The organism is Aequorivita sp. CIP111184 (assembly GCF_900489465.1).
Classification (GTDB): domain Bacteria; phylum Bacteroidota; class Bacteroidia; order Flavobacteriales; family Flavobacteriaceae; genus Aequorivita.
The window spans coordinates 153330-167289 of the sequence record NZ_UEFQ01000026.1; the positions used below are offsets into that span (position 1 = coordinate 153330).

Annotated in this window: 11 protein-coding genes; 10 read left to right on the forward strand and 1 reads right to left on the reverse strand. The window is 37.6% G+C overall.

Translation table 11 applies throughout. The features are described from left to right. Positions 1-47 precede the first annotated feature (47 nt). Complete coding sequence (gene pepT / locus AEQU1_RS12625) at positions 48-1310, reverse strand: peptidase T (RefSeq protein ID WP_111881661.1); 1263 nt, start codon at positions 1308-1310, stop codon at positions 48-50. Positions 1311-1395: 85 nt separating this feature from the next. On the opposite strand from pepT, the gene AEQU1_RS12630 reads away from it, so the two are divergent. The 10 genes from AEQU1_RS12630 to guaB all read left to right on the forward strand — a co-directional run bounded on the left by AEQU1_RS12630 (position 1396) and on the right by guaB (position 13945). Beyond that, positions 1396-2436, forward strand: coding sequence for a quinone-dependent dihydroorotate dehydrogenase (locus tag AEQU1_RS12630; protein ID WP_111881662.1), 1041 nt, complete (start codon positions 1396-1398; stop codon positions 2434-2436). Next, the gene (locus tag AEQU1_RS12635) at positions 2433-3059 is read left to right on the forward strand and encodes a LysE family translocator (protein WP_111881664.1); all 627 of its coding nucleotides are present in this window, start codon (positions 2433-2435) and stop codon (positions 3057-3059) included. The genes AEQU1_RS12630 and AEQU1_RS12635 overlap by 4 nt, the downstream gene beginning before the upstream one ends. Positions 3060-3140: 81 nt before the next feature. After that, positions 3141-4004, forward strand: coding sequence for a hydroxymethylglutaryl-CoA lyase (locus tag AEQU1_RS12640; protein ID WP_111881665.1), 864 nt, complete (start codon positions 3141-3143; stop codon positions 4002-4004). Next, positions 4005-5543 (forward strand): bifunctional UDP-sugar hydrolase/5'-nucleotidase, encoded by a 1539-nt coding sequence (locus AEQU1_RS12645; protein WP_111881667.1) that lies wholly within the window; start codon positions 4005-4007, stop codon positions 5541-5543. Beyond that, positions 5543-6025, forward strand: a complete 483-nt coding sequence (locus AEQU1_RS12650) for a heme-binding domain-containing protein (RefSeq protein WP_111881668.1) — start codon at positions 5543-5545, stop codon at positions 6023-6025. The genes AEQU1_RS12645 and AEQU1_RS12650 overlap by 1 nt, the downstream gene beginning before the upstream one ends. Before the next feature lie 112 nt (positions 6026-6137). Next, positions 6138-7361 (forward strand): DUF4856 domain-containing protein, encoded by a 1224-nt coding sequence (locus AEQU1_RS12655; RefSeq protein ID WP_111881670.1) that lies wholly within the window; start codon positions 6138-6140, stop codon positions 7359-7361. Positions 7362-7440: 79 nt separating this feature from the next. Continuing rightward, on the forward strand, positions 7441-8562 hold the full coding sequence (locus AEQU1_RS12660; RefSeq protein WP_111881672.1) for an imelysin family protein: 1122 nt from the start codon (positions 7441-7443) through the stop codon (positions 8560-8562). After that, complete coding sequence (locus tag AEQU1_RS12665) at positions 8562-9926, forward strand: HTTM domain-containing protein (protein WP_111881673.1); 1365 nt, start codon at positions 8562-8564, stop codon at positions 9924-9926. The genes AEQU1_RS12660 and AEQU1_RS12665 overlap by 1 nt, the downstream gene beginning before the upstream one ends. Before the next feature lie 9 nt (positions 9927-9935). Next, positions 9936-12368: a TonB-dependent receptor gene (locus AEQU1_RS12670; RefSeq protein ID WP_111881675.1), complete on the forward strand. Its 2433-nt coding sequence runs from the start codon at positions 9936-9938 to the stop codon at positions 12366-12368. 104 nt (positions 12369-12472) lie between these two features. Continuing rightward, positions 12473-13945, forward strand: a complete 1473-nt coding sequence (gene guaB / locus AEQU1_RS12675; protein ID WP_111881677.1) for an IMP dehydrogenase — start codon at positions 12473-12475, stop codon at positions 13943-13945. Positions 13946-13960 lie beyond the last annotated feature (15 nt).

Here is a 13960-nt window from a genome sequence, read left to right on the forward strand (position 1 = left end):
TTAAATAGTTGAGGGAGTTTCTTTATTAGGTATTTTATTTTAAAAATTTACTCTTCTTCTTTTTTGAATTTTGAAAGATCTTGCGCTGTCAATTGTGCTATATTCACAATTACTTCTACAGCCTTTTGCATACTTTCAACGGGAACGTATTCATACCTTCCGTGAAAATTATGGCCGCCTGCAAAAATATTTGGACACGGAAGCCCCATAAAACTTAATTGTGAACCGTCAGTTCCACCACGTATTGGTTTTATTAAAGGTTCAATACCCGCTTGCTCCATAGCTTGTTTTGCGATTTTCACAATGTGCATTACTGGCTCAATCTTTTCGCGCATATTGAAATATTGATCTTTTATTTCAACAGTAACCACTTCCATTTCAAATTGCTCGTTTAAGTCGTCTGCCAATCTTTGAACCATTTCTTTTCGGGCCTCAAAATGTTTTTTATCATGATCGCGGATTATGTATTGAATTTTAGTTTCATCAACAGATCCATCAATACCGTGAAGGTGAAAAAACCCTTCGCGACCTTCAGTATGCTCTGGAGTTTCAAGTCTTGGAAGTGAATTAATATAGTCTGTAGCAATGTACATACTGTTAATCATTTTTCCTTTGGCGTATCCCGGATGTACTATTTTTCCTTTTATAGTAACTACAGCACCAGCAGCGTTGAAATTTTCATATTCCAGTTCACCCACTTGGCTGCCATCCATTGTGTATGCCCATTCTGCGCCAAACTTTTTTACATCAAACTTATGCGCACCTCGGCCAATCTCCTCATCGGGTGTAAAGCCTACACGAATTTTTCCGTGCTTAATTTCGGGATGATTAATTAAGTATTCCATTGCGGAAACTATTTCCGTAATTCCCGCTTTATCATCTGCACCCAAAAGCGTTGTGCCGTCCGTTGTTATTAGGGTTCTACCTTTGTAAAGCAACAAATCCTCAAAATAATCTGGTGATAGAATGATGTTCTTTTCTTTGTTTAGAAGAATATCCTTCCCATTGTAATTCTCAATAATTTGTGGTTTCACGTTTGCTCCAGTAAAATCTGGGGAAGTATCAAAATGTGAAACAAAGCCGATTACAGGAACAGGGTGCGGAACATTGGAAGGCAAAGTGGCCATAATGTAAGCGTTTTCATCAATGCTAACATCTTCCATTCCTATCTGTTTCAGCTCTTCGGCCAGTTTATTGGCGAGATCCCATTGTTTTTTAGTGCTTGGGGTGGTATCACTGTTTGGATCACTTTCGGTGTCTACGGTAACGTAGCTTATAAAGCGATCAATAATGTGTTGTTTTTCAATCATAACTTTTCTTTTACATTGCAAAATAAAGCATATTCAAAATAACAAATACATAGTTTAGTGTATTTTTGTACCACATTTTTCAACTATGTACAAAACCATCATACGCCCACTCTTTTTTAGTTTTGATCCTGAGAAAATTCATCATTTTACATTTTCGTTGATTCGTTTTTTCCATAAAATTGGCTTTGGAAGTATTTTCCAAAGTATTTATAAAATTGAAAACCCAAAACTGGAACGCGAACTTTTCGGACTAAAATTTCCAAATCCCGTCGGTCTCGCCGCTGGCTTTGATAAAAATGCGAAGCTTTACAAGGAGTTATCAAATTTTGGGTTTGGTTTTATTGAAATAGGAACCGTTACTCCAAAACCACAACCTGGAAATGAAAAGCCGCGTTTGTTTCGCTTAAAGGAAGATTCTGCAATTATAAACCGAATGGGTTTTAATAATGGTGGTGTAGAAGAAGCGGTGGAAAGATTGAAGAAAAATCCCGCGACTGCGCTTGAAAAGACAAAACATGTTTTAATAGGTGGAAATATTGGGAAAAATAAAGTTACTCCTAATGAAGAAGCCGTCAACGATTACATAATTTGTTTTGAGGCACTTTTTGATTATGTAGATTATTTTGTTGTAAATGTTAGCTCACCCAATACACCAAACCTTCGTGAGTTACAGGAAAAGAAGCCGTTGACAGATTTGTTGCAAACCCTGCAAGACAGGAATCATTCAAAAGAAAAACGCAAGCCAATTCTTCTTAAAATTGCTCCAGATTTAACCGATGAACAACTTTTAGACATTATCGAAATTATTGCAACCACAAAAATTGATGGTGTTATTGCTACAAATACCACTATTTCACGAGAAGGAATATTTTCCGAAAACAAAAAGGAAATGGGCGGCTTGAGCGGTAAACCTTTAAATAAAAGAGCAACGGAAGTGATTCGGTTTCTTTCGGAAAAAAGTAATAAAGCGTTTCCGATAATTGGTGTGGGTGGAATCCATTCCGCAGCAGATGCTTTGGAAAAACTGGATGCCGGAGCAAGTTTGGTACAACTCTATACAGGTTTTATTTATGAAGGTCCGGGATTGATAAAAGAAATAAACGAAGCGATTGTAAAACGAAAATGATTGAAACCCTAATCTCTTTTTCAATCGCCACGCTTGCACTCGCCATTTCTCCGGGACCGGACAATATTTATGTGCTTACCCAATCTTTGGTAAATGGCACTAAAAGTGGCATCGCTACTACTGCTGGGTTGATAAGTGGTTGCATTGTGCACACCACACTTTTGGCATTTGGTATTTCTGCAATAATTACTGCTTCGGAAGAAATTTTCTACGGTATAAAAGTTTTGGGCGCTTGCTATCTACTTTACTTGGCTTACAAAGTATATAGAAGTAATGAACATATTTCGTTGGCTGAGAATGCACCTAAGAAATCATACGCCCAACTTTTTAAAACGGGTGTAATAATGAATTTGGTGAACCCAAAAGTGATGATATTCTTTTTGGCGTTTTTCCCAGGTTTTCTTTGGGATAATCCTGAAGTTTCGGGAGTAAATACAGTGGCTCAGTTTTATATTTTAGGAATTACTTTTATGATTGTTTCTTTTATAACCTTCAGTATAATCGCAATAGCCGCTGGACGTATTTCAGGTTTGCTTTTGGAATGGAAAAATATGGGTGCTGTGTTAAAATGGTTGCAAATACTTGTTTTTGTTGGAATTGCAGTTTTCATTGTTTTGCCATAATTAATTAGATTTCAATTCCATTTAAAAAGATTTTCTATTTCTAATTTCGTAGTTCTTCTTTCAAAAACTATCTTTGAAGCAATGCAGCAAGTAAAAATTATAGAATGTCCGCGCGATGCTATGCAGGGCATAAGAGATTGGATTCCCACCGACCAAAAAGTGAAATACATACAATCGCTTTTGCGTTGTGGTTTTGATACAATTGATTTTGGAAGTTTTGTTTCTCCTAAGGCAATTCCGCAAATGCAGGACACGGCTGAAGTACTTTCAAAACTGGACCTTTCTGCCTCAAAAAGTAAATTGCTTGCCATAATAGCCAACCTTCGCGGCGCGGAAGATGCTGTGAAACATCCCGAAATTGATTATTTGGGGTACCCTTTTTCAATTTCCGAAAACTTCCAAATGCGGAACACGCACAAAACCATTTCGGAGTCGTTGGTAATACTCCAAGATATATTAAACCTAGCGCATAAAAACAATAAAGAGGTTGTAGCCTATTTATCCATGGGCTTTGGGAATCCGTATGGCGACCCGTGGAACGTTGAGATAGTAGGAGAGTGGACAGAAAAACTTTCTGCAATGGGCGTTAAAATCCTTTCGCTTAGTGATACCGTGGGTTCATCTACGCCCGATATTATTTCATATTTATTTAGTAACTTGATACCCAAATATCCCCACATAGAATTTGGCGCGCATTTGCACACCACCCCCAAAGCATGGCACGAAAAAGTTAACGCCGCCTACAAGGCAGGTTGTAACCGTTTTGATGGAGCCATTCAAGGTTTTGGTGGTTGCCCTATGGCAAAAGATGAATTAACTGGAAATATGCCTACCGAAAAAATGCTCAGCTACTTTACGGCTGAAAAAATTTCGAGTAACATACACCCAATGTCTTTTGAAAGCGCTTATAATGAAGCAACTAAAATTTTTACTAAATACCATTAAATGAGAAAATTTTTACTTTTAGCTGTCGTGGGCTATTTTTCTGTAAGCTGTGAAATTCTTCAGCTCGCTCCCGAGGATCCAATAAAAGGCGCAGGCGCCATTACCCTTAAATTTGTTCAAATAAACGACGTTTATGAAATTGCACCTTTAAATGGAGGTGAATATGGTGGCTTAGCCCGTGTGGCTCATATTCGCGATTCAATAAAGGAGCGGTTTCCAAATACATATTTATTTTTGGCCGGAGATTTTTTAAATCCATCTTTAATAGGAACGCTAAAAGTTGATGGCGAACGTGTAAATGGAAAGCAGATGGTAGATGTGCTCAATGCAATGGATATAGATTTGGTGACCTTTGGAAACCATGAATTTGATTTGAGCGAAAAAGATTTGCAAAAACGATTGAATGAATCAAATTTTACTTGGACAACTGCTAATGTACGTCACGTTACAGAAAAAGGGCTTGTGCCTTTTGCCACCAAATGGGATTATACCACTGTCCCTACTTCAGATTACTCCACATTCAACGCCATGGATGCCGATGGAAACAAAATGAAATTTGGCGTTTTTGGCGTAACCCTTCCTGCAAATCCAAATCCATATGTTTCTTATGGAGATATATATGAAAATGCAGTAAGAGCTTATGATTTGGCTATTCAAAAATCTGATTTTGTTGTTGGTTTGACGCACGTTTCATTAGATGAAGATAAAAAAATTGCTAAGCAATTGCGATCTCTTCCATTAATAATGGGAGGCCACGAACATTTCAATATGTTAGAAAAAGAAGGTAGAACCATTATAGCTAAAGCAGACGCCAATGCAAAAAGTGTATATGTACATACCCTTATTTATAACTTGCGCACAAAATACCTTCATATCAATTCTGAATTAATGATGGTTACCGATAAAATAGCATCCTCTGCGAAAGTGGAACGCGTAGTAAACAAATGGACTGACCTTTTGGACGAAAAACTAAAGGAAGTTGTGGAGAAGCCAGAAGAAGTAATCTATAACGCTACAATGCCTCTTGATGGTACAGATACCGCCAACCGCAGCAAACAAACCAATATGGGCGAGCTAATTACTCGTTCGATGGCCTATTCTTTCAACGACAAGGTTGACGGAGCCTTAGTGAATGGAGGCTCAATAAGAATAGACGATAGATTGGTGGGTGATATTACAAGTACCGATATTTTTAGAGTGCTTCCCTTTGGAGGGAGTATCTTGAAAGTTGATTTAAAAGGTAGTTTGTTAAAGCAAGTATTGGATTACGGAAAATCGCAAAGTGGGGAAGGAGCTTATCTTCAGCGTTATAATTTTTCACAGAATGAAAAAGACGAATGGCTGGTAAGTGATAAGCCGATCAGTGACCAAAAAACCTATTCCGTTGCTTTCAGTGATTTTTTGCTTAAAGGACTGGATATTCCTTTTTTAACCCCTGAGAATAAAGGCTTAGTAAAAATTTATACACCCAAGGAAAATGAAACTGCTGCTGATATTCGAAAAGCAATCATTTTCTATTTAAATTCGTTAAAAAAATAATGTTGAAAAAAGTTATAAAAATTGTTTTGGTTATAGCATTACTCGCTTTAGTGGCAATTCAATTTATACGTCCAGAAAAAAATAACCAAGGTTATAAAAGTGTTGCTTTATTTGAAACTGAAACAAAGCCATCAGCAAAGGTAGCTTCCATTTTAAAAGAAAGCTGTTACGACTGCCACAGCAATCAAACCCAATATCCTTGGTATTCAGAAATTGCACCAACATCACTATGGTTGGCCGATCATATTGAAGAGGGAAAAGAACATTTTAACGTGTCTGCTTGGGAAAACTATACAGTGAAAAAGAAGGAACACAAGCTTGAAGAGCTTATTGAGATGGTGGAAGATGATGAAATGCCATTACAATCCTACACACTTATTCACGGCAATCTTTCGGAAGATGATAAAAAATTATTGCTTCAATGGGCTGGTTTGGCAAGACTTCAATACAAACATCAATTGGAAGTTTCTTCAATTAAATAATTTTTTAAAATCTATTTAAATTTAATCTAAATAAACTTGTGAGATTTCATTATCACTATTATTTTTGCGACTGAAAAACTAATCTATTTTAATTCAGTCTAAATAATATTTAATGAAAAGTTTATTTCTCACAGGAAGTTTAGTTGCAACATTATTCTTTGTATCATGTTCATCTGATGACGACCAAGCTATAGTCCAAAATACTGTTGAAGCTCCAGTTACATATAAATTTATTCGTGGCAGTGAGTCCACAGTAAGTTTTGACGGTCAAACTACCAGAATTTTAATGGCAGCTGAAACAGCTAGTGCCTTCACCGATTTTGATACTACCACCCAGGTATCTCTTTTGGCTATGTTCAATCATCAAGCTGGAGATAACGACTTTTCAGATGTTTCTTTGAACGCTTCAGATAAAAATCTTCGAAGCAAAACTGCTGTTTCCTACGATTATTTTGGGACAAATGCTACCGAGAGCGCACAGATAAAGGCCACTTTTGATGGTTATATTTCTTCTCAGACAAATGAAGTGTTTCCAAATAGAATGATGGTAGCATCTCCTGGAGTTGCCGGTCAAATTGCAGACGGCAGCAGGACCCGTTACATTAGTGGAAAAGGTTTGGAGTATAGCCAAGCATTCGCAAAAAGTCTTCTAGGGGCATTGATAGCAGATCAAATGTTGAACAATTATTTAAGTGCAACTGTGCTTGATGAAGGTGATAACCGCCAAAACAACGACAACGGAATTACCGAAGAAAACAAACCATATACTACAATGGAGCATAAATGGGATGAAGCTTACGGTTACCTTTATGGTACCTCGGCTAATCCTGAAAACCCAAACCTGACTATTGGCGAAGATGATAAATTCTTAAATGAATATGTAGGTGCAGTAAATGGAAATGCAGATTTTGCAACTATTGCTGCAGAAATTTGGAACGCCTTTAAAATGGGTCGTGCAGCTATCGTTGCTAAAAACTATGAAGTTCGCGATGAACAAGCCTCAATTATCCGTGAAAAAGTTTCAACAGTAATAGCCGCCCGGGGAATTTTCTATCTTCAAATAGGAAAAAACCAAATTGTTGATGGAAACCGTGAAGGAGCATTCCACGCTCTGTCCGAAGCATACGGATTTGTTTATAGTCTTCGTTTCACAAGAAACTCTGAAAGTGCTACGCCGCTTTTTACAAGAGCTGAAGTTGACACACTTTTGAATATGCTGATGAATTCTTCAGACAATGGATATTGGGAAATTACCACTGAAACTTTAGACGCTGTTTCTGAAGCTATGGCAGCAAAGTTCAACTTTACCGTGGCTCAGGCTGCGAGCAACGATTAAATATTTAAAGTTAGCACCGATCGGTTGGCACATATTTTAGCCGGTTGATTTTCAAGTTTAAAAATCTAAACATATACAAATGAAATATTTAAAATTAGGAAGTTTCTTTTTTGTAATCGCGCTTTTGGCTGCAGCTTGCTCCAGTGATAGCGATAATGCTACTGAAACTGGTGATAGTTTTGACCGCAGCGCTATGCTTGTAAATTGGGCGGACAATATTATAATTCCAGCCTACAGTAGTTTTAATTCCAAAGCTTCGCAGTTAAAAATAAAGACTACGGAATTTACGACAACCCCAACAGTTGAAAACTTGCAAACACTAAAGGTTGCTTGGAAAGATGCTTATGTTTCGTTTCAAAATGTTTCCATGTTTGAAATTGGAAAGGCTGAAGAAGTTCGTTTTAGAAACCGTTTAAATGTATATCCAACTGATGTTGCACAAATAGAAAATTTCATTGCTGGCGGTATCTTCGATTTTGCATTGCCGTCTACTATCGATAAACAAGGCTTTCCAGCTCTAGATTATATGTTGAATGGTTTAGCGGAAACAGATGCTGAAATTATAACCTTTTACACTTCAAATAATAATGCGGAAGGTTATAAAAATTATCTTCAAGCCTTATCTGAAACTATCTCATCTTTAAGCAATGAAGTGTTCACAAGCTGGACGGGCGGCTACCGAGACGTTTTTGTAGCTAACACAAGTTCCTCCGCTTCTGGTGCTGTTGATAAACTTACTAACGATTATATTTTTTACTTTGAAAAAGTCCTTCGCGCTGGAAAAGTAGGAATTCCCGCAGGTGTTTTTTCAAACGAAACGCTGCCGCAAAATGTAGAGGCGTTCTATAAAAAAGACATTTCAAAAGAACTTTTATTGAAAGCTATTGATGCTAGCCGTGATTTTTTCAATGGGAAAAGTTTTGATGGCAATTCAAGTGGACAAGGTTTTAAAACATACCTTGATTATTTGAATACCATTAAAAATGGAGCAAACCTTAGCTCGTTGATTAATGATCAATTTACTGTTGCCAAAAATAAAACAAACGAGTTGAACGTGAATTTTGTACAACAGGTTGAAACCGATAATTCAAAAATGCTAGCCACTTATGATGAATTGCAGCGCATCGTTATACTGCTGAAAGTGGACATGATTCAGGCTTTGGACGTAAGCATTGACTACGTAGACGCTGATGGGGACTAATGTTTAAAAAAGTTCAAAAATATTTTCAGGAAGAAACTCAAGCCGCACCTCTCGCTGTTTTTCGTGTTCTTTTTGGTATTATGATGTTTTTGAGTATCATTCGATTTTGGGCAAATGGCTGGATTGAAAAACTGTATGTAAATCCGAAATTTTTCTTCAGTTATTACGGTTTTGAATGGGTAAAGCCTATTGACAATTATACCTATATTATTTTTATAATCTGCGGACTTGCTTCATTATTTGTGGCTTTGGGCTACAAATACCGAATAGCAATTATCGTTTTCTTTTTGAGCTTTACCTACATTGAGTTGATGGATAAAACCACTTATCTCAACCATTATTATTTTATAAGCTGTGTGAGTTTTTTGATGATTTTTTTACCTGCGAATGCCTACTTTTCTGTGGACGCTTTTAAAAACCAGTTCAGAGCATTCCAAATGGTCCCAAAATGGACTATTGACAGCATTAAGTTGATGTTGGGAATAGTCTATTTTTATGCAGGTTTGGCAAAACTAAACAGCGATTGGCTCTTTAAAGCAATGCCCTTAAAAATATGGCTTCCTTCAAAATATGATCTTCCTTTTTTGGGAGATTTAATGCAACAGCAATGGCTACATTTTGTATTCAGTTGGAGCGGTGTGGTTTATGATTTGGCAATTCCTTTTTTACTGCTGTATAAGCCTACGCGTTGGTTCGCTTTTGCTTTGGTAGTCGTCTTTCATGTTATGACGCGGGTCTTATTTCCTATTGGTATGTTTCCATTTATAATGATTGTAAGCACACTTATTTTTTTTGATACAGGCTTTCACCAAAGGATTATTCGTTTCATTACGAAAATATTGCGAATAGATTATTCGAAAATGGTCGCTATGGCGCAAACAAGAAAATATCGTTTTAAACGAAACATAGCTTTGCATATTTTGACCGTCTTTTTTGTAATCCAATTATTATTTCCGTGGCGCTATTTGGTGTATCCCAATGAACTTTTCTGGACAGAGGAAGGGTACCGTTTTTCCTGGCGCGTTATGTTGATGGAAAAGGCGGGCTATGCCCAATTTAAAATAAAAAACACAGAAACCGGAGAGCAATTTTTGGTGAACAATACCGATTTTTTGACACCTTTTCAAGAAAAGCAGATGAGCACACAGCCAGATTTTATATTGCAGTACGCGCATTACTTGGGAAATCATTTCGCCTCGCAAGGCCATAAAAATGTTGCCGTGTATGCAGAAAGCTATGTAGCATTGAACGGAAGGTTGAGCCAGCCATACATAAATCCAAAGGTGGATTTGATGAAGCAGAAAGAATCCTTCTGTCGCAAAGATTGGGTTCTGCCATTTAACGATACAATCAAAGGACTTTAAAATTATACGATGTTGAAAAACACACTATTTATACTATTTTTATGTGCAAATATTTCTGCCTTTGCACAATTTACAATTACTGGAAAGGTGATTTCTAATGAAACAAACTTGCCAATTGAATACGCTGAAGTATATATTCTCGACCTCGGAAAATCGAAAATTACCGATGCAAGTGGGAACTTTGAATTTACTGAAATTCCTTCAGGAACTTATGAATTTGCAGCTTTTAATTTGGAATATGAAGTTTTGAAAAAGCAAATTACTATTTCTGAAAATACAACAATTCCATTTCAACTAAAATTATTGGGCGAGCAGCTTTCCGAAGTATTTATCACAAAACAAAAGGAAGAGATTTTCGCATTAAGAAATCTAAAACAAGTAGAAGGCACAGCCATTTACGCAGGAAAAAAGAGCGAAGTAGTGGTTATGGAAAACCTCATTTTAAACACAGCCACCAACAATGCACGGCAGATTTATGCACAGGTTGTGGGTTTGAATATTTATGAAAACAACGACGGCGGTTTACAATTAAACATTGGCGGTCGTGGTCTTAATCCGAACAGGACTGCAAATTTCAACACGCGCCAAAACGGATACGATATTTCGGCAGATGTTTTGGGCTATCCTGAAAGTTATTACACGCCACCAGCAGATGCTATCAGTGAGATAGAAGTAGTTCGAGGCGCGGCTTCACTACAATACGGAACGCAATTTGGGGGCTTGATAAACTTCAAATTGCATAAACCTAATCCAAAGAAAGAGATTGAATGGGTTTCGCGTCAATCTTTGGGATCTTATAATCTTTTCAACAGTTTCAACAGTCTCAGTGGCACCTTGGGAAAGTTTGGGTATTATGCATATTACAATTTCAAAACAGGAGGTGATTTTCGGCCAAATTCTGAATTTGATTCACAAAACGCCTATGCCCACATAGATTATAAATTTTCAGAAAAAACCAAACTTGCTTTTGAAATGAGCTATCTGCATTACCTTGCCCAGCAACCCGGAGGGTTAACGGATAGACAGTTTGAGGAAGACCCAACGTTTAGCAACCGAACACGAAATTGGTTTAAGGTAGATTGGAAACTCTATTCACTTCGACTGGATCATAAATTTTCTAACAAAACCGATTTCAGCTTAAACTTTTTTGCATTGGATGCATATAGAAAATCTGTTGGTTTTCGAGAAAACCGTGTTTCACAGCAGGATGACATAGATTCTCCTCGTGAGTTGATTTCTGGGAATTTCAACAATTGGGGTGCAGAAGCCCGTATTTTGACACAATACAACCTATTCCGAAATGAAAACGTTATACTTTTTGGAGGGAAATATTATCAATCCAACAACGCTGAGCGCCAAGGTGCAGGAACAAACGGTAGTGATGCTGATTTTGATTTCGCTTCCGAAGAATACCCTAATTATCCGCGTCAAAGCGATTTTGAATTTCCAAACTTAAACTTTGCAGCTTTTGGAGAGAATATTTTCAATATTTCATCTAAGTTTTCCATTACTCCTGGGTTTCGTTTTGAATATATAAAAACACAAAGTGAAGGTGAATTTAAAAAGATAAACTTTGATATAGCCGGCAATCCTATTTTGAACGAAGATATTACTGACAATCGTGAATTTGAGCGTTCTTTTATTTTGTTAGGTGTTGGCTTGAGTTACAAACCTAAAAAGTTTATAGAATTCTACGGAAATATGAGCCAGAATTACCGTTCGGTTACTTTCAATGACATTCGTGTAACCAATCCGTCGTTGGTGGTTGACCCAAACATAACCGATGAAGAAGGTTATACTTTTGATTTGGGTGCTCGGGGAAGATTTGGAAAGTATCTTTCTTATGATATTGGTGGCTTCTTTTTAAGTTATCAGGATAGGTTGGGGGTTATTGTTCGAGAGGTTAGTGATATTCAAGAGGAACGCTTCCGCGGAAATATTGGCGACGCTATTACATACGGTTTGGAAAGTTTTGTGGATTGGAACATACTGGAAAGCTTTTCAGAAAACAGAAATTTGAGATTGAATTATTTCGTAAATCTTGCCGTGACAGGTAGCGAGTACACTTCTTCCGAAGAGAACAATGTAAAAGGGAACAAGGTGGAGTTTATTCCTGCTATTAACTTGAAAACGGGTCTTGGCTTTGGATATAAAAACTTCTTGGGAAGTCTGCAATATACATATTTGAGCAAGCAATTTACGGATGCTACAAATAGCGAACGCGATTTTGAAAGTCAAAGTGGTATTGTGGGCGAAATACCTACCTATGATATTTTGGATCTGTCGTTATCATACAGTTTTGGCCGTTTCAAGTTCGAAAGTGGAATCAATAATGTTTTAGGCAACAGCTATTTTACCCGCCGAGCTACAGGTTATCCTGGTCCGGGAATTCTTCCGAGCCAACCTCGGACGTGGTATACGACGCTGCAGGTAAGGCTTTAAAGAATTCATAATTCACAATTCATAAATCTGAATTAATTAACGTACATTTGCACGCAATTAATCCATAATCACTTTCGCAACCTTCGGAAGTTAATTTAATTGCAATGACCGCACACGATAACAAAATTCTAGGAGAAGGACTTACTTATGACGATGTACTTTTAGTACCCGCATATTCTGAAGTTTTACCACGCGAAGTTTCCATCGCCACCAAGTTTTCACGAAATATTACACTGAACGTTCCTATTGTTTCCGCAGCAATGGATACTGTTACCGAAAGTGCCATGGCTATTGCTATTGCACGGGAAGGTGGAATTGGGGTGCTTCATAAAAATATGAGCATTGAAGACCAGGCTGCTGAAGTTCGCAAAGTTAAACGTGCAGAAAGCGGAATGATCATCGATCCGGTAACTTTAAAAAAATCAAATACAGTAGGCGATGCCCAAAAAACAATGCGCGAATACAGTATTGGTGGAATACCTATTATTAATGATGCAGGAAAATTAATAGGGATTGTTACCAACCGTGACCTTCGTTTTGAAAAAGATTTAAAACGTCCGCTTAGTGAAGTGATGACTACGGAAAACTTGGTTACCGTTGCTCAAGGTACCTCATTAAAAGAAGCGGAGATAATTCTTCAAAAGAACAAAATTGAAAAACTACCAGTAGTAAGTGATGATGGAAAACTTTTGGGACTAATTACTTTTAGAGATATTACAAAACTTACACAGAAACCTATTGCAAACAAGGATCAGTATGGCAGACTTCGTGTTGCGGCAGCACTTGGCGTAACCGCTGATGCTGTGGAAAGAGCCGAAGCTTTGGTAAACGCACAGATTGATGCAGTGATAATTGACACTGCTCATGGCCACACTAAAGGTGTTGTTGAAGTTTTGAAAAAAGTAAAACAAAGATTTCCAGAACTTGATGTTGTAGTTGGAAACATTGCAACAGCTGATGCCGCCAAATATTTGGTAGAAGCTGGTGCTGATGCTGTGAAAGTGGGGATTGGACCAGGTTCCATTTGCACTACCCGTGTAGTTGCGGGTGTAGGTTTTCCACAGTTTTCTGCTGTTTTGGAAGTTGCCGCAGCTTTAAAAGGCAGTGGAGTTCCCGTGATTGCTGATGGGGGAATTCGTTATACAGGCGATATTCCAAAGGCTATTGCTGCTGGAGCTGATTGTGTGATGCTTGGCTCATTGTTGGCAGGAACAAAAGAGTCTCCAGGAGAAACTATTATTTACGAAGGAAGAAAATTTAAATCATATCGCGGAATGGGTTCTGTGGAAGCAATGAAACAAGGTTCCAAAGACCGCTATTTCCAAGATGTTGAAGATGATATAAAAAAATTGGTTCCCGAAGGAATTGTAGGCCGTGTACCCTATAAAGGTGAATTAGTGGAAAGCATGACGCAGTTTATTGGTGGATTGAGAGCTGGAATGGGCTATTGCGGAGCTAAGGATATTGAGACATTGAAAGAAAACGGCAAGTTTGTAAAAATTACTTTTTCAGGAATTGCAGAAAGTCATCCGCATGACGTAACCATTACAAAAGAGGCGCCGAATTATAGTAGATAAAAAATTAAAGCATAC

Bases quoted from the DNA above. Each gene is read 5' to 3' on its own strand.
- pepT (WP_111881661.1), bottom strand. From the start codon at position 1,310: ATGATTGAAAAACAACACATTATTGATCGCTTTATAAGCTACGTTACC.
- AEQU1_RS12630 (WP_111881662.1), top strand. From the start codon at position 1,396: ATGTACAAAACCATCATACGCCCACTCTTTTTTAGTTTTGATCCTGAG.
- AEQU1_RS12635 (WP_111881664.1), top strand. From the start codon at position 2,433: ATGATTGAAACCCTAATCTCTTTTTCAATCGCCACGCTTGCACTCGCC.
- AEQU1_RS12640 (WP_111881665.1), top strand. From the start codon at position 3,141: ATGCAGCAAGTAAAAATTATAGAATGTCCGCGCGATGCTATGCAGGGC.
- AEQU1_RS12645 (WP_111881667.1), top strand. From the start codon at position 4,005: ATGAGAAAATTTTTACTTTTAGCTGTCGTGGGCTATTTTTCTGTAAGC.
- AEQU1_RS12650 (WP_111881668.1), top strand. From the start codon at position 5,543: ATGTTGAAAAAAGTTATAAAAATTGTTTTGGTTATAGCATTACTCGCT.
- AEQU1_RS12655 (WP_111881670.1), top strand. From the start codon at position 6,138: ATGAAAAGTTTATTTCTCACAGGAAGTTTAGTTGCAACATTATTCTTT.
- AEQU1_RS12660 (WP_111881672.1), top strand. From the start codon at position 7,441: ATGAAATATTTAAAATTAGGAAGTTTCTTTTTTGTAATCGCGCTTTTG.
- AEQU1_RS12665 (WP_111881673.1), top strand. From the start codon at position 8,562: ATGTTTAAAAAAGTTCAAAAATATTTTCAGGAAGAAACTCAAGCCGCA.
- AEQU1_RS12670 (WP_111881675.1), top strand. From the start codon at position 9,936: ATGTTGAAAAACACACTATTTATACTATTTTTATGTGCAAATATTTCT.
- guaB (WP_111881677.1), top strand. From the start codon at position 12,473: ATGACCGCACACGATAACAAAATTCTAGGAGAAGGACTTACTTATGAC.